Source organism: Flavobacterium aestuarii, assembly GCF_040049115.1.
GTDB lineage: Bacteria > Bacteroidota > Bacteroidia > Flavobacteriales > Flavobacteriaceae > Flavobacterium > Flavobacterium aestuarii.
Genome location: NZ_JBDLZZ010000007.1, coordinates 224,458 through 242,265, shown reverse-complemented (window position 1 = coordinate 242,265; position 17,808 = coordinate 224,458). Strand labels below are relative to the sequence as shown.

13 protein-coding genes are annotated in these 17,808 nt (G+C 34.2%); 3 read left to right on the top strand and 10 right to left on the bottom strand.

Annotation, left to right across the window (positions count from 1 at the left end):
- Positions 1-4 precede the first annotated feature (4 nt).
- The 4 genes from ABEG11_RS10125 to ABEG11_RS10110 all read right to left on the bottom strand — a co-directional run bounded on the left by ABEG11_RS10125 (position 5) and on the right by ABEG11_RS10110 (position 4,446).
- Complete coding sequence (locus ABEG11_RS10125) at positions 5-631, bottom strand: LysE family transporter (RefSeq protein ID WP_348824050.1); 627 nt, start codon at positions 629-631, stop codon at positions 5-7.
- 89 nt (positions 632-720) lie between these two features.
- A complete protein-coding gene (gene trmB, locus ABEG11_RS10120) occupies positions 721-1,395 on the bottom strand; it encodes a tRNA (guanosine(46)-N7)-methyltransferase TrmB (protein WP_348824049.1) in 675 nt (224 codons plus the stop codon).
- A 73-nt stretch (positions 1,396-1,468) separates the two neighbouring features.
- Positions 1,469-1,975, bottom strand: a complete 507-nt coding sequence (locus ABEG11_RS10115; RefSeq protein ID WP_348824048.1) for a nuclear transport factor 2 family protein — start codon at positions 1,973-1,975, stop codon at positions 1,469-1,471.
- Entirely contained in the window at positions 1,972-4,446 is a 2,475-nt protein-coding gene (locus ABEG11_RS10110) for an AsmA family protein (protein WP_348824047.1), read from the bottom strand. Before ABEG11_RS10110 ends, ABEG11_RS10115 begins: the two co-directional genes overlap by 4 nt.
- A 279-nt stretch (positions 4,447-4,725) precedes the next feature.
- On the opposite strand from ABEG11_RS10110, the gene ABEG11_RS10105 reads away from it, so the two are divergent.
- A complete protein-coding gene (locus ABEG11_RS10105) occupies positions 4,726-5,253 on the top strand; it encodes a porin family protein (RefSeq protein ID WP_348824046.1) in 528 nt (175 codons plus the stop codon).
- Between the two features lie 138 nt (positions 5,254-5,391).
- Here ABEG11_RS10105 and ABEG11_RS10100 read toward each other — a convergent pair whose 3' ends face one another.
- The 6 genes from ABEG11_RS10100 to ABEG11_RS10075 all read right to left on the bottom strand — a co-directional run bounded on the left by ABEG11_RS10100 (position 5,392) and on the right by ABEG11_RS10075 (position 11,555).
- Positions 5,392-5,706 carry an HPF/RaiA family ribosome-associated protein gene (locus ABEG11_RS10100; protein ID WP_348824045.1) on the bottom strand — a complete coding sequence of 105 codons (315 nt, stop codon included), beginning with the start codon at positions 5,704-5,706 and terminating at the stop codon, positions 5,392-5,394.
- 221 nt (positions 5,707-5,927) lie between these two features.
- Positions 5,928-6,449, bottom strand: coding sequence for a threonine/serine exporter family protein (locus tag ABEG11_RS10095; RefSeq protein ID WP_348824044.1), 522 nt, complete (start codon positions 6,447-6,449; stop codon positions 5,928-5,930).
- 1 nt (position 6,450) lies between these two features.
- On the bottom strand, positions 6,451-7,221 hold the full coding sequence (locus ABEG11_RS10090; protein ID WP_348824043.1) for a threonine/serine exporter family protein: 771 nt from the start codon (positions 7,219-7,221) through the stop codon (positions 6,451-6,453).
- Positions 7,222-7,841: 620 nt separating this feature from the next.
- Positions 7,842-9,038 (bottom strand): C1 family peptidase, encoded by a 1,197-nt coding sequence (locus ABEG11_RS10085; protein WP_348824042.1) that lies wholly within the window; start codon positions 9,036-9,038, stop codon positions 7,842-7,844.
- Between the two features lie 75 nt (positions 9,039-9,113).
- Positions 9,114-11,015 (bottom strand): S9 family peptidase, encoded by a 1,902-nt coding sequence (locus ABEG11_RS10080; RefSeq protein ID WP_348824041.1) that lies wholly within the window; start codon positions 11,013-11,015, stop codon positions 9,114-9,116.
- 129 nt (positions 11,016-11,144) lie between these two features.
- Positions 11,145-11,555: a hypothetical protein gene (locus ABEG11_RS10075; RefSeq protein WP_348824040.1), complete on the bottom strand. Its 411-nt coding sequence runs from the start codon at positions 11,553-11,555 to the stop codon at positions 11,145-11,147.
- A 209-nt stretch (positions 11,556-11,764) separates the two neighbouring features.
- Here ABEG11_RS10075 and ABEG11_RS10070 point away from each other — a divergent pair, with 209 nt between their 5' ends.
- Together ABEG11_RS10070 and ABEG11_RS10065 are read left to right on the top strand one after the other, a co-directional pair.
- Positions 11,765-12,877 carry an NAD(P)/FAD-dependent oxidoreductase gene (locus tag ABEG11_RS10070; RefSeq protein ID WP_348824039.1) on the top strand — a complete coding sequence of 371 codons (1,113 nt, stop codon included), beginning with the start codon at positions 11,765-11,767 and terminating at the stop codon, positions 12,875-12,877.
- A 28-nt stretch (positions 12,878-12,905) separates the two neighbouring features.
- On the top strand, positions 12,906-17,783 hold the full coding sequence (locus tag ABEG11_RS10065) for a T9SS-dependent choice-of-anchor J family protein (protein WP_348824038.1): 4,878 nt from the start codon (positions 12,906-12,908) through the stop codon (positions 17,781-17,783).
- Positions 17,784-17,808 lie beyond the last annotated feature (25 nt).

Sequence of the window (17,808 nt, the reverse complement as noted above, 5' to 3'; positions counted from 1 at the left end):
AAAATTAGCCTTTAAACAGCTTAAAGAGTGTAATTATAGAAACGATTCCAGTTATAGCACCTATAATATAATTTCCGTTATTCATTAAAAAAGAGGATTTTGCCTCGCGTTTTTTAAAAAATACGATATATACATAAAACACTAAAAAAGAACCCGCTACCACACCACCTACAAAAGCGTAAATAAAAGGTTCTAAAAAATAAAAATAACCATAATTTGAAAGTGTAATGGACACAAAAACATAATACGGAATTGGAAACACATTCAATGCAGACAATAACATCCCTAAAAAAAAACGGTTGGTTCTGCTTCGTATTTTTATTTCTGCCTTTGGAATTTTCGGTCTTTTGGCTTTCCAGAAAAAATAAATTGTCAGCGCTGCAAAAATAAATAAACCTATTTCTTGCAATTTATTAATTACATCTGGATGGCTATTAATAAAATCAGCAAATAATAAAGCTAGAAATGTTTGAAAAAAAACAATGATAGTTGCCCCGATTGCAAAAAAAATAGCTTCGATCCTGCCATCTTTCAAACTTACTTTTGCAGCAGTCATATTGATAAGGCCAGGAGGCGTAATACCTATAGCTGCAACAATAAATCCGAGAAAAAAAGGTAATAGTAATGCCATTTTATGTTTTTAGCCACTGCTGATACAACGGATTTATCTTTTTATCAATTCCTAAAAAACCGTTAAGAAAAGTGATTGTAATCCAAATACTATTTTATCTTGAAGCGAATATACGTAATTGCTTTGTTAATTTCTAAATATTGTTTTTCATAAAAAGTCTGAAAAGCAGTTACTTCCTCTGGGCTTCCTTCATTTACATACACATTGTGATTAGCATACAAAACCTCATGGCCTTCACCATGCAGCAATCCAAGGGTGTAGCCGTGCATGAATTCGCTATCGGTTTTCAGGTTTACAACACCTTCTTTTTTGAGGATTTTTTTATACAGCTGCAGAAATCCCGAGTTGGTCATTCTATGTTTCGTCCGCTTGTATTTTATTTGAGGATCGGGAAAAGTAATCCAGATTTCATCTACTTCACTTTCAGCAAAAATGTGATTTATTAATTCGATCTGCGTGCGAATAAATGCCACGTTATGTAATCCGGTTTCAACAGCTGTTTTGGCACCGCGCCAAAAACGGGCTCCTTTAATATCAATTCCAACAAAATTTTTATTTGGATAACGCTCTGCCAGACCAACAGAATATTCCCCTTTGCCACAGCCTAATTCGAGTACCAATGGGTTCTCATTCTTAAAAAAATCGGAATTCCATTTCCCTTTCAGCGGAAATAACTCTCCGACTACTTCTTCTCTTGTTGGCTGAAAAACGTTTTTGAATGTTTCGTTTTCCTTAAACCTTTTTAATTTATTTTTGCTTCCCACGATAATTGCTATTTCGGCAAAATTAAGGAATTATATACGAATGAAGGCTCAACTGCCAAAAATTTCAAAATTATCATTTTGAACTCCCTTTCTGAAGCAGTAAATCTTCTATCGGAGCAATGATCTTTACCACTTCATCAATATTATCATTTGGAATAGTCATCGACAGGACATAATGCTTAATTTTCCATTCCTTGCCAATTTTTACAACAATTCCAGAACCTCGGCATATTTTCATCTGAGTATTCAAAAGCTCATCAAACCATGCTAGTTTTCCCGAATTGTCCATGTACACATGGCGTTCCATCACTTTAAATTCCCATGCTTTACCCTTATCAAAATACGGTTTTGCAAATGCCTTAAATCCTTCCATGTCCCAATTCTCGGACGGATCTGTTCCAATATAAATGGCATCATTGTCCATCATCCCAAAATATGCTTTAAAATCAGCTTCGGCAGCCGCTTTATGCCAGGCATCCAGTGTTCTGTTTATCTGTTCTTTTTGATCTGTTTCTTTATAATGCTGAGAATCAAAACTGACTAATGCAAATACGGCTAAACTTAAAAATATTGTTTTCATGTTTTACTTGTTTTTTTATCATCTGAAAGGCTTCCAAACTTGATTTTCATTTCACCATCTTTACCGTCAACTACTAATAAACGCACCACTATCCCTTTATAGCGTTTAGCTTCTCTCTCTTTTTTGTCTTTAATTTTCAAATCGTCTTCAGGATTTCTAAGCGGAATCACCAGCCCTAATTTTGTCCCTTTTTTGAACGAATAAATACCCCCAACATCAAAATTGAGCACGTTCGAACTCACTTTAAAATAATCAACATTGACAAGGCTTCCATTTATATTTAACTGCCCTGACAAATCATTGAATACAATATTTTTTACATTACGGTTAGGAAAAGCAAACTTGCCTATTTTCATTATTGGCTTAAAATCAGTTAATGATCCATTCTTGATATTGTATTCCAGATTTCCCCTAGCTGAATCCTCAACCAAATCGCCATCTGGTGTCATTTTTATAGAAAGATCAGCTTTGGCCGAAAGGTTTCCTTTTAAATTTTTTGGTTCAAATGATTTTATACCGAAGTTTTTGAATGAGGTCAAAAATTGCGGAATATTGACCATTGCAATATTTACATTTGTTTTTACATCAAATAAATTACCTTGTGGAATAAGCTGAGATGCAAAAGTAATTTTGCCTCCGCAGGTTTCGATAGCTCCTTCTTTGATAAAAAACTGTCTATTCTTGGCTACAATAATAATTTTGGCATTTTGGGCAGTCAGATTGGAATAGACCATCTTGTCTAGATTCAGATTCAACACCACTTGGCATTTTTGTACGAGAGCAATCCTTTTTTTAGCATCCGCTTTTGTTGCTGCTTTTTTAGGTTCTTTAACCGCTGCATTTTTATCTTTGTAAGCAAGTGTACCCATCATTTTTTTGACATCCATAAACGGGCTCTTAATGTTAAGCACTGCTATCATATTTTCCGGATTATCATAATATAGATTTAGGAAATTATCTATTCTTCCATCCAGAAAAGCTATGTTTTTGTCTCTTTGGTATTTTATATTTCTGATAAATAAAGCTTCATCGGTAAAATCCAGGAGAATGTTGGTTTCAAAAGTGAGGTTTTTGGGCTTGTAAAGCATGTTTGCATTTTTTATGTCTACTTTACCAGTAAATTTTGGCTTTGATATCCGTAATGCGACAATATCCACATTGAATTTAAAATCTACTTTGGCTTTTCCGCTTGTAAATTTGAAAACATCCTCACCAAAAATTTTTCCTAATCTGTCAACATCAAATTGAGTATGAATATCTCCTGTGGCAATCGGTTTTTCTAAATTATTAATTGCTGCATCTGGAATTGATATTGGAATACCCTCGTATTTGCCGCTAAAATTTTTAACTATAACAGCAGAGTTGATGTCATTGTTTCCCAATCCGTTTTTAAAATTATTAATATACCGCGCTGAAAAATTACAGTCTGTTACTGTTGCGTCTGGAGAAACCAGTACGTTATCTTTTATTTGGGCATCAACAATAATTTCGGGATCGCCTTCGGCATTCATATCTCCTATTATACTGCATTGTGCATCGAGCGGTTTGGTTATATTAAAATGATTTAGGATTTTAAACAAATGCGGATCCAGCAAGTGAGCGGCATTGAGCCATAGAATATGTGTTTTTATGTTGATATTCATTATTGGATGCTCTTTTTCTAAACCAAAACTCGCCTTGATATCGAAATCATCATCGCCAATGCCCAGATTTTCTGTTAGTACATCTATTTTATTCTTTGATTTAGAGAATTGAACTTCCAGCTTTCCTTTTACTCTCTTATCTTTTATAAAACTTCCTTTTTTTGTACTGAAAGCCATGCTTTTGGCAAAAACATCCAGAAACAAATTGGTGTTCCAGCCATCATCGGTATAATTTATTCTGCTTTTTAATGAAGCTACTTCAAAATGAAAAAGCTTATTTCTCTGCACGTTTTGAGAAATAAATACTACGTTTTTAAAATCCACTTCATTGATCTCTGTATCTGCTTTGGATTTTGGTTTGTTAGTCTTAGGCTTTGATTTCAGAATATTGGAATTGGAAACTCCATTTTTATCCTTAAACAGATCAATTTTGGTATCTATCAGCACTATTTTGTCAATCTCTACTGTTTTATGCAGCAAGCCAAAGACATTTAGTCTCACTTCTATTTCACCCGCCTTGAGTACACTGCGTTTATGAATAGCGTATAAACTATCTTGCAGTTCCACATTTTTTAAAACTACCGTAAAATTTGGAAAACCTATTAAAAACTTATAACCAACATCGCCAATACTAGCATGACCCGAAATATTATCATTGATTTTCTGATTGATATTGGTCATTATATTGGCTTTATTCTGTTCGAAATAAATTCGTAAACCAATAAAAAGAACCAGCAGAAATGATAACAATGAAATCAAGAAGATTTTAATTATTCTAAATGTTTTTGTTTTGAAAAACATTTTGCCGTTTTGAATAAGTCTACTCATAGCGTGTTGTTTATTGCAGTTTAAACTAATGTGAGGAGTAATCTCTTCTTCCCCTCTTTTTCAAAGTTACTATAATATATTTACAAAAAAAGACGTTATATATCAATATTTTGATTCTTCATCCTAAAAATTACATGGCAATTAAATAACACTTTTCATTAAAATTGAAATAATAAACTTATCCCTTTTTGTAATTTTATCGATGTTAAAATGAAAATTTACAGTACTTTTGAATCAATCAAACCCAACAAATGGGTTGTTAATCTAAAAACAGAAATTATGCGATCATTACGAATCTTATTGCTAGGTGCTTTCCTGATGTTATTATCTAACACCGTTTCGGCACAAAAATGGGGAATCAGAGCGGGTGTTAACATCTCCGATATCAATGCAGACGGCTGGGATTCATCCAGCAAAACAGGACTTTATGCTGGTATTTATAAAGAAATCCCATTAGTAAAAAGCTTATTGTTTATACAGCCTGAGGTACAATACTCTCAGGAAGGTTTTTCGACTGATATTGATGATGTAAAAATAGATTACCTTACAGTGCCAATTTTAGCTAAAGTATATGTTGCCAAACTGCTAAGCTTTGAAACTGGTCCTCAGTTTGGATTCCTTGTAAATGATAATGTTGATTATACAGATCCTAACAGTTTTGTACCTTCATGGGCATTTGGAACATCATTGAATCTGCCTCTTGGTTTATCCATAAATGCCAGATATATTACTGGTGTAGATGACACTTTTGACAGCCTTTCAGGAAAAAATCAAGTTTTTCAAGTGGGTGCCGCTTTTCAATTCTAGAAACAGAAAGCTAAACTAAATAACTCATTATTGCTAAAAATGCCTTAAAGTATATTGCTTTAAGGCATTTTTTTTTGGCAGGATAGTAAAACAAAAAAAGCTGCCTCTCAGGACAGCTTTTGGACTATTATTTGTTTTTTAATGTATTTTTTGTTTGTCGAATGTAGTAGTGAGTACTTTTTTGATTTTGTCTAAAGCCCCGCTGAAAGCTTTCTCAAGCGAATCGGCATGCTCTGTAACGGCTATCGGCTGCATATTGGCAGGTCGTGCTTCAATCAGGCAGCGTTTGTCGTTTACACCAGACTTGGCGCTATTTTCGTCTCCAAAATGCACTTCGATACGAGTAACTTTGTCATCAAAACGGGATAATACCCTTGTAATTTCACTCGAAAAATAAGATTCTAATCTGTCGCTTCCTTCAATGTTCTTGTCAGTGTTGATTTGTACTTTCATATATCAATTAGTATTAAATTTTATGCTTATATCTCAAAGTTAAAAATTATTCTTAAACACAATCCTCTTTTAATAAAACATTATGAAAGAAAAAAGAGATTTTTAACTACTAAAAGGATTAAAAATGAAGGCCACTGATTATAGTATGATTATATTTATTTTCAGACCAAAAAAAACGCCAATCTTGCGATTGGCGTTTAAATAAACTAAGCTGTTTATTTTTAATTTTCTTCTTCTAAACCTTCCAATTGTTTTTCTAATACGGCATCGGTTTTGATTCTCTTAACGGTTTCTTTTCGGGTAATTAATAATGGAATGGCGGCTCCTGCTGATAATGCCAAAATGATAAAACAAGCAGAAAGACCGTTGTTTGCGGTTTCAAAAAAAAGCTTAGAGTAAACAACAGGATCTTTTTCGGCTGTTAATTTCATTACACCAACCATGGCTTTATAAGCAAAAAATCCAGGAATCATAGGGATTAAAGCGGGCAGCGCAAAAGTCATTGGCGGTGCTTTGCGGTAATGTGCCGCTAATACGCTTAAAAAACCAATGAGACTAGAACCGCATAAGGCTGCAAAAACCAATCCTATTTCGAGCGAAATCATATAAAATTTAAGCAGGCCACCCAACGCTGCTATGATATAAATAACGCCTAAAGTCCGGCGGGGAACATTAAACAATGCGGCAAAACCTACTCCTGCACAACCTAACCATATTCCTTTTTCTAATAATGCAAAATCCATTTTAGTGTAAATTAAAAATTAATAATGAAACCATCAATCCCAATGCAATTGCAAAAGCGATAACCAGAACGTTTACGCCTCGTGTGGTTCCGTTTAATATATTTCCGTCAATAAAATCAGAGAAAGAATTAATCATTGGCACACCAGGAATCAAAAACAAGACCGAGGTGGACAATGCATGGATAAAATCTTTATCGGGATTAAAATGCCACCAGGCTCCTACCAGGAAAGAGGATGTTAAAGCGGCAAAAAAGATACAGAGGTAAAAATTGAATTTGAGTTTCATAGTTTCCTGTCTTACATACAATCCCAAGAAACTGCCTAAAAAACAAAGAATCATTTCGGCTAATCCTCCGCCAAACAAGCGGCAAAAAGAAGCTCCTGCCAAAGCAACCAAAAAAAGAACTAAAAATCTTGGATACAATGCTCTGCGATCCAGTAATTTTAGTTCTTTATTTATACGTTCCAGCGACCATTTTTCTTCGACAATCTTCCAGCTCATGGTACTGATATCGGAAATGAGATTGAAGTTAAGGTGCATATTTGGCACCCATTTTACGCTGGTAAAAGTTTTAACCTGATCTTTATACTTTACGGTAATCATTAAAGCGTGGTTGGTAATCATTAAGTCCGAACAGCAGCCAAAAGCTCCAGATATTCTGTTAATAGTAACTTTGACACGTTCGGTATTGGCTCCGGCTACGATGAGCATGGAACCAATTTCCAGGAGCATCTCTCCTAATTCATATTTGTTTGGTTTTGCAATTTCCATATAAATGCGATTGTTAATTTTTACTCTCAAATTTAACAAATTAGCCTCGCAAAAAAACTGATATTTGACACATTCAGCCGTAATTTATTTGGAGAATAAATAATAGATGATTTCTAACGATTTCGCATGCTGCTCTAGCCTGAAAAAAACTTGAATCAAGCCTTTTTTTGAAGATTTTTTATGCTGTTTATGCCTTTTTTTGGCCCTTTTTTGTGAATCTGAAAGCCAAAAAACGTCAGCATAACGGCTAAAGTTTGCTAAAAAAATATTTTCAGCTATTCTTTATTATGGAATTATTATTTTTTTGGCTAAAAAAGGATGTTTTAATCTTTTGGGTAAAATGGCTTTAAAATTCCAAAACATTTACATTATTATTTAAGGCAATAAGCATGTCCAAAATGAAATCTGTGATTTTTTTATGCTTTTCCGTTAGCTGAACTGCTAGATTGCTGCACAGTATCATGCTTATGAAATTGGGTGGTTTTTCTATTTACAGATGCAAGCTTATGTAATTTTCTGTTCCCAAATAATAATAAAGTTAGATATTTTAATTTCTTAGATATAAAAAAGAAGCCGTTTCGAGTTACGAAACGGCTTCTTTTGCAAATTGATATTTAAAGCTAAGCTCCGATTTTCTTAACGATATCGGCTGGAACTCCTCCTTTATTGACCATAAATGAAGTGGTTTTGTATTTTACAAAATTCTTGCTCACATACAAATAGCCTTTATAATCGTTTGTTGTTCCCCAAGAATTTTTGACAATATAGTACTCTTTGCCCATTTGATCCTTTGCAATTCCTACGATGTGCATGGCGTGATCATCTGTGGTCTGGTAATTATCGAATGCTTGCTGGCGGATTTCTTCGGTGATTTCCAATTCTTGTTTTGGACCGTTGAACATGTTTTCTTTTTCTTCGGCAGTCATTTCGTCAAACTTTTTTGTTGGTACGTAGGCAACGCCATTTTTCCAGCTGAAGCTTTTCTCGCTCACATCCGAAGCCCACGCCACAGTATAACCATTTTTTAAAGCATTGTCAATAATACTGGTCATATCATTCATCTTGATGTTATATACCAGATCAAATGACCAGTTATCTGGAACCATCATCATGGTTTTTGTATAATATGGCTGATTGGCATAAGATGCAAATTCTAAATATTCGTCTGGGTTGATTCCAACAACTTCCTTAGCAAAAGTTTGAGGCGTATAGCTTTTGCCTTTGTAAGTGAAATTCTCTGGAACCTGACCCAAATAAGAATCAATCACTGCTGCGTATGCTTTTTCCCAGTTTGGTGTTAATTCTCCATTTGGGTTTTTTACGACTGCTGCTAACATTGCCTCAGTCAAGCCAGCCATTTCGGCAAACTTATTTTTAGAAGTTCCATAGTTTAAACCTGTGTACACAGATTGAGGTACAGCTCCGTATTTTTTATACATATTAATAACATCGTGCAATTCTCCTCCATCACCCAAGGTTACTGCTCCGTGCATACGTACATAGTTTTTCCCTTTTTCAACATAGGCATTGCGGGCAGAGAAAACCTGTGATAATTCTACTGGCTGTTTTCCTAGACGGATCATTTCCGATTCTAAAAATGAATTGGTAGAGTAACTCCAGCATGTTCCTGATGAGCCTTGATTTTTAACAGAGGTATTTTCTAAGTTGATTACATCTGTGAACTTAAAGCTTTCGGCACTTTTTGCACTAGCATTTACTTTTAATGAATTGACCAATCCGTCTTGAGCTGTCATAGTATGCAATCCAGCCACTAAAGCCGTTGCAATAAAAAATGATTTGATAGGTAATTTATACATTATAATTAGGTTAAGATTTTATGATATGTAACAAAAAACAAAATATTGTTACAAAAATATTTTACAGATATGGAATTACAAAGTTTCTTTCAGCCATTTGTAAAACTCTTTTTGCCAGATTTGAGCGTTCTGAGGATGCAAAACCCAGTGATTTTCTTCGGGGAAATAAAGGAATCTGCTTTTAATTCCTCTTATCTGCGCTGCCTGAAAAGCTTCCTGTCCTTGTCCAATAGGCACTCTGAAATCAATTCCTCCTTGGATGATCAAAATAGGAGTATTCCAATTTTGTACATAATTAATTGGATTGAACTCATTATAGGCTTTTTGAGCTGTGGCATTATCTTTTTCCCAATATGGACCGCCAAAATCCCAATTGTTGAAGAAAACTTCCTCGGTAGTTCCAAACATACTCTGTGTATTGAAAACTCCGTCATGAGCAATAAATGATTTGAATCTATTATTGTGAATACCTGCTAAATAAAACACAGAATAGCCACCGTAACTAGCACCAACACAGCCCAAACGGGTTTTGTCAACATAATTTTCCTTGGCAACATCATCTATAGCCGATAGATAATCTTTCATTACCTGCCCGCCCCAGTCTTTACTGATCTGTTCATTCCATTCCACACCATGACCCTGCATTCCGCGTCGGTTTGGCGCTACAACAATGTATCCGTTAGCAGCCATTAACTGAAAATTCCAGCGGAAAGAATAGGATTGTGTCAATGGAGATTGCGGTCCTCCTTGGCAAAATAATAATGTCGGGTATTTTTTAGAAGCATCAAAATTGGGAGGAAGAATCACCCAAACCAGCATTTTTTTGCCATCAGTTGTTGTTACGTAGCGTCTTTCAGTTTTACTTAATGCTAATGATGCATAAACAGCCGTATTCACATTAGTCAGCTGTTTCCAAGTATTTTTCTTTAAATTATATGAAAAAATTTCGGCTGCATGATTCATATCGGTTCTGGTAACTATGAAATCATCTCCAGAAAAACCAACCATATCACTTACATCAAAATCTCCATTTGTAATTTGGCGAACCTGGACTGCAATTCTTGTCATCCCTGGAAAATTTACTTCAAACAATTGTCTGGTGCCATCAATTGGAGCTATAAAATAAATTTTGCGCCCATCTTTAGACCACATAAATTGCTCTACTGTACCGTCCCAATTAGCTGTCAGATTCATTTTAGTCCCTTTGAAACTAACGATCAAATCATTTTTATCCGATTCATATCCATCGCGTTTCATCTGCAGCCAAGTCAAATCTCCAGAAGGAGAAAATTGCGGTGCTGTGTCATAACCAAAATTCCCTTCGGATCTGTTAACTGTTTTTCCAGATTCCAGATTGTACTCATATATATTGGTGTCGGTAGAAAGAGCATATTGAGTTCCTGCTTTTTTCTTGCATACGTAGACAATGCTTTTGCTGTCTGGAGACCAGATATAATCTTCATCTCCTCCAAAAGGTTTTTGCGGGCTGTCGAAATTTTCTCCTTTCAGGATATCAATTCCTTGTGCTCCTTCTTTATTCTCTTTATAAAAAACGTGATTGAATTTCCCTTCGTTCCAAGTGTCCCAATGGCGATAATCCAAACCATCATAAATTTGAACATTGGATTTGTCTAAGTTTGGATAATAATCTTTTCCTAAAACTTTATCTATTTTTACTTCTTCATTGTAAACAATAAATTTTCCATCTGGGGAGCTGTTTTTATCTGCCAAAACATCCTTTGTATCTTTAATTTCAGCAGTTTTTCCGGCAGCAATATCAACCATATAAAATTTAGAGCTGGATTTATTTTCTTCGACTGAAGGTGTTGATACTTTATAGACAACGTTCTTGCCATCTTTGGAAATTCCTAAAGGAGAAATCCGTCCTAATTTCCAGAGTAATTCTGGCGTCATTACATTTTGAGCACTTGCCGTTAAATCCATTATAGTTAGCATTAAAAAGAGAGTTTTTTTCATAATTCTTGAAAATATATGTTCAGTTTTCAAATATAGCAATATAATCATCAATAAAAGCAAATAGCTATACTTAAATAAAGCCTAAAAAACCTAATCCTTTTAATGCTGAAAAAAGAACATAAAAAATTACTATTTATGAAATATTTCAACAGTAATAAGAGTGATAAAAAAGCACAAGACAAGTATTATTATACCCGTAATTATCATTTTTTTAAAAAATGATTTTCCAATTATTTTTACATCCGAATCGGTTATCATCTCAGTATTGTTTTCTGAATATGGTTCAGCAGTCTGCAAATACTTTATCCAGCCTCCATTCTGGTAAATCTGCCTGCCCAAATCGGTTAAATCACATCGGAATCCCTGATTGCATTCCAAAACCACAAGCCCTTTTTTAACTAAAATCTCGGCAAAAGCTTTGGAATTTTTTAGATTAAAACCATATTCGTCCTTGAAATTAATCCGCATCATATACTGGGACTTTGAGGTGTATAACAGCTTCATATTTACATCTATGAGCTCATCAATATTGTCAAACATAACAAACTATTTAATTCATTTTTATTTTGTGCTTAAAGATTTGCTTCAAATAAAAAGCTTTTGCAAACAATCATTATATTTCACAATTATAATGCCAAATCCTATTTCATTTGAAATAATAATACATTTAAAAAAACTTCAACTCTTAAGTATATTAAAGGCAGAGATCCAGAAACTGAAAATTTTATTTAATTTTATAAAAAAATCAAATGCAGTTAAGCTATTGGGAATTAAAAAACTGGTTTACTAATGTAGATTTTACCATTGTAGGAAGCGGTATTGTTGGTTTGCATACAGCATTGCGCTTACGCGAAAAACATCCTGACAGTAAAATATTGATTTTAGAAAAAGGAATGCTTCCTCAAGGCGCCAGTACCAAAAATGCAGGATTTGCATGCTTTGGGAGCATTTCAGAAATCATCGAGGATTTGAATACCCATACCGAAGAAGAGGTTATCCAGCTTATTCAGAAAAGATGGAACGGACTCCAGTTATTACGAAAACGCCTTGGTGACACCACAATAGATTTCAAGCCTTATGGTGGTTACGAATTGTTTTTAAAAGAAGATGAAAACAGTTTTGCTGAATGTTCCAATAAATTATCTTTCATAAACGATATTTTAAAACCCTTATTTAAAGCTGATGTATTTGCCAAAGAAATAGACCGTTTTGGTTTTGGAGGCATTCAGGAATATCTGATTTTCAATCCTTTTGAAGCTCAGATAGACACAGGGAATATGATGCAGGCATTATTAAAACAAGCTGTTGCTGAGGATGTTTTAATTCTGAATCAACAAACGGTTACTTCCTACTTGGATAGAGAAAACAGTGTTGAAGTTGCTTTGGGCGATTTTTGCTTCACTACCAGAAAATTATTGTTTGCCACTAATGGTTTTGCCAATGAACTGACCAAAGGTGGCGTAAAACCAGCGAGGGCGCAAGTAATTATTACAGAACCTATTCCAAATTTAGATATTAGAGGAACTTTTCATTTGGACAGAGGTTATTATTATTTTAGAAATATAGGCGACAGAGTATTACTTGGAGGCGGACGAAACTTAGATTTTGAAGCCGAAAACACAACCGAATTTGGTCATACAAAAATTGTGCAGGAAAAATTGGAATATTTCTTAAAAGCAGTAATTTTACCTGATTGCAATGTTCGAATTGAACACCGCTGGAGCGGTATTATGGGTATTGGGAACAGCAAAAAGCCAATTGTAGAACAACTGTCTGAAAACGTGTATTGTGGCGTTCGGCTTGGTGGCATGGGAGTAGCAATAGGCAGTATAATAGGAACGGAATTAGCAGATTTAATATAAACTACGAATTAAAATAGCCTCAAAAAACATGCAGAAAACTACTTTGGTAATCCTTTTTTCTTTTTTCAATTTTCTTTTTTTAAAAGCCAACAACAAAACCGAGCCTGCCACCGCCAATTTAGACTTTGAAATTACGGTTTCCCTAACTGGTGAAGCTATGATTGAATATCTTAATTACAGTGTTTATACTACTGCTGAATGGGAGTTTGAATACGGCCCGGAAGGATTTCTGCCTGGACAGGGAACTTCTGTAAAAGTTTCCGGTTGGGATTTTTACCGCTTTACGCTGGATCCATTAAAAAAATATGTTTTCAGGATTAGAGAAAATCATTTCAATGGAACCACCATTGCATGGACCGATTGGTCACAGACTCAAACAGTATTTGCTGCAAATGACAATTATTATTCTTTGGGCTACACTATTGATTTTAATAATACAAACGAAAAAGATTTAGAGTGGAAAGGTCTGTTATACAATAATCCTAAAAATGAGGCCTATATAGCATTGACAAAAAATTATAATCATGGTGATAATCCAGGTTCTTCCATAACTATGAGCAATTTAGACAATAGAACTAACGGTCATGTCGCTTTGGTTTCTCCAAAATTTAAAGATTTAGCCGCCGAAAGAAAAATACGCTTTTGGGTTTATAGTTACGACTCCAATGAAGAGCTTCTTGTAGGAACAATGACCGATCCAAATAACCCAAGCACTTTCCATTTGCTCTCCGAGGTCGAAAGACCTGCATCAGGTAATTGGGAACCAAGAACTATTTACTTTAATAATTACAAAGGAAATGATGAGTATATTGTCTTCAAATTCAGAAATAAATCATACAATTATATTGGCGATGCCGAAATTTATATAGACGACATCAGTTATGAAGAAGCTTCTAATTGTTACGGCCAATCTAATTTTGCAGTTACAGATGTTCAGGAACATGCAGCCCAGATAAGCTTTGATTCTCCAAACCAGACTAATTTTCAGGTAAGTTTAAAAAATCTTTTTACACAAACTACAGAAACGTTTAACATTCAAAGCAGTCCGTTTATTTTAAGTAATTTGATTGGAAATACTGATTATGAAGTAAAATTACGAGCAAACTGTATTGATGATTTATATTCGAATTGGACTCCGACAGTCAGCTTTAAAACCGTTTGCAATGATTTTTCGGGAACTTATTCAACCTCATTTGAAGGGTCTGATTATATAGATCCCTGCTGGAGCACTAATACTAATTATGCGATAATAGCAAAAGATAAAAATGTTAACTGGAGTTTAAAACCATTGCCTAAAACGGGTTCTCAAATGATTATTATGAATTCGTATGGAGATGCCGGTCAGAAATCATTTTTAATAACCCCTTATATTGCAAATCTAGAAGCTGCAAAAAGGATCAGATTCAGTCTCCTTGCATATAGTTCAAACCAAACTTACAATAACAATTCCCTGACCATAGGAACAATGTCTGACCCAAAGGATGCCACTACTTTCATTCCTTTGAAAACAATTTCACCATCAGAAATGAATGAGATTGACAATCCTGACAAATTGGATATTTGGAAAGAACACACTATTTATTTAGACAATTATCAAAAAAGTAATAATCATCATTACATCGCTCTGAAACAAAATGAATCAGCTAAATCCATTTTTTGCATAGATGATTTTGTTTATGAAGATTCTCCGCTATGTGCAGAGCCTTTAAATCCTAGAACTCTCAGCTCAGGAATTGATTTTGCAACCGTTACCTGGGACAATTACAAACCAGCATCAGAATGGCAGATAGAATATGGCCCTAAAGGATTTGCACATGGATCTGGAACTATTGTAAATGCATCTTCATTCCCATTCAAAATAACCAGCTCCTTGCTAGATGACACTGTATATGACTTCTATGTGCGTGCTAAATGTGATACTGAATATAGCGGCTGGTCTGATAGAGGATATTTTAGAACAAAATGTTCTGGAATAACAGCTGGTTACAGTGATGATTTTGAAAGTGCTGCTTTTGAAAAAAAAGGATGCTGGACTAGAATTGTACCTAATATCGAAGAACGATATTGGGAAAAAAATGGTTTCATAAAAGTTAACATTCAGTCTTCAAATAGTACTTCAGTACACAGCGGTAAACAATCGATTCTTATACTGAATCAATTAGATGCCCCTTATCCTCTTGGTGAAGGTGAAAAAACAGATAGAGTAGTTCTTGTTTCGCCTCGATTAAAAGATTTTGATAATTATAAAAAATTTAGTTTCTGGATGCTTTCACCAAATGAGAACACCAATTCAGCAGTAGAATTCATCATAGGAACGCTTTCGGATCCAGAGGATTATAAAACTTTTACCTCTTACAGAACGGTTACAATTCCCGTTGAAAATATTGGAAAATGGCTGAAATATGAAATTGATTTTTCAAATTATTATGGCACGGACAAATATGTCGGTATAAAGCAAAGCAAGAACAATGCACGTTTAAGAAGATTATACATTGATGATTTTGAATATACGCAAAATAATTGCCCAAGACCTGGCCAATTAGGAGCGATGCAATCCGGAACAGACAGTGTTTCCTTGTCTTGGAAAGATAACAACAATCAAAAACAATCTGACAGCTGGGAAATTGAATATGGTCCAAAAGGATTTGCAGAAGGAACAGGAACTTTAATAACAGTCAAAACAAATCCTTTTAATTTAACTGGATTAATTGAGAATTCATACAATTACAGAGTTCGTACTTATTGTGAAACAAATATAGCGAGTGATTGGAGTGACAGATATACCTTCAGAATTGCATGTTCTAAAACTGCTCCTTTTATAGAAAATTTTGATTCCTATAAAAATAATTACGGCGATGTTATTAATTTTTGCTGGACTTATAACAACCATCAATATTCCCGTATTGATGAATTTAGCTTGACCAATATAAATAGTGCTCCAAATGTTTATTTATTACAAGATGAATCAGGTACCGCATATCTAATAACTCCTTATTTATCAGACTTCGATAATGCTAAAAAAATAAAATTCTGGATTTATAACCGATTATCATCATATACCAAATCAGGCAATTTAATTATCGGAACTATAAAGAATCCTTTAGATCTTTCAACTTTTGAACCGTATCAATCTATTTCTTTTGATGAGATAAAAAAAACGCCTCAATACGGAAAACAATATAATATAGATTTTTCAGCGTATAAAGGATCCAATAAGCAGATAGCATTTAAGCTTGAAAGCGAACCAAATGAATATCGAAGCACTAATACAATTTTAATTGACGATTTTTATTATGACCAGACATTAGAATGCTATGAGCCAATAGATGTTGTTTTTTCTAATATTAACAACAGCTCCGTTCATATTAATTGGACTTCAGGGAATCAATCTACACAAAATGTTGAAATAGAATACGGGATTAGAGGCTTCACCGCTGGAAATGGTACTAAAGTAAACACTTCCCAAAACGAAATAACCATTTCGGGCCTATCTGAATCAACTAATTACGATTTTTATTTTAAAACCACCTGCGGGTCAGGAAACTCAATCCTGGTTGGTCCAAAAAAAATAGACACAACTTGTGAGATACGAACCTTGCCGTGGTCTGAGAATTTTAACAGCCTGAGCGCATATGGACAAAAAGTGTTACCAAGCTGTTTCAAACATTCTAATGGAGAATATTCCTTGGAAAAAGACCGGATAAAAAATTATTCATCCTATTTTGATGGTAATGAATTCTTAACAGGCTTTGATGATAATACATTTATCCACATGAATGGATCTTATCCTAGCTTCTTTAGTCCGATGTTTCATTTAATAGCTGGAACAACTTATAAATTCAGCATGAAAGCTGTCAAAGCATATGAATATGCAGCAATAGGGATAAGCCTGGCAGTTGGCAGAGGCCAAAACGAATACAATATTGAATCAAGCCCTTCCCAAGATGGATATTTGACTGAATATGGATATAGGGATCTTGTTTCTTATTACACTCCCCTTGTAACAGGTGACTATAGTTATCAAATAATGGCTACCTACTCGGGTTCTGCAAACGTATTGATTGACAATTTAAAATTGGAAGAAGGTTATACTTCAAACATAAATGGAAAAATTGCGAATGTAAAATATGACTTTGAAACTCCATTGGATGAAACACTAATTTTGGAAAGCACAAATCAAAGTTCAATAATGGTATCTCCAGACCCTTCAAACGATACTAACAATCTAATTATAATGAATGGAAGCAATTATCCAAAGAATTGGAAAATTGTTACCTCACAACTGAAAAAGAGTACTTCAAAATCTTCAAATTATTCAAATATTTGGGAAACAAACCCAGATTTCATAACAAAACTGAATATGAAAGTAGATGCCCGAAATGCTCAAACGCTATTCATGCAATTCGATCTTAAACAAACCTATAATCAAAGTAATAACGAATCCATATTTAGAGTTCTTGTAAATGGTAAAGCATTAGGCAGTGAAATTAAGCCAGCTGCAAAGGATGCAGACGAATTTACAGCACTAAAATATGATCTGACTCCATACGCAGGAACCGAAATCCGCATTTCTTTGCAGCACCTAGGAAAGTCAGCAGATAACATAGGTGATAACGCCTATCTGGACAATCTTGTTTTTAGTCCCACAGCATCTTTATCTATTACTGAAAATGAATTTGAGAATTTAAAATACTATCCAAATCCTGTTGAAAATACTTTAAATATAGAAAGCAGTTCATTAATTTCTAAAGTTGAAGTGTACAATTCAAATGGACAATTGCTTTTTGAAAATAAATTTTCAAAACCAAATGTGAGCATTGACTTCAAAAAATACGCCGCTGGTGTTTATGTAATCAATGTTACCAATGACGAGAAGAAAAAAACTTTTAAAGTCATTAAAAAATAATCATAATAAAAACTACTTTTGGTTC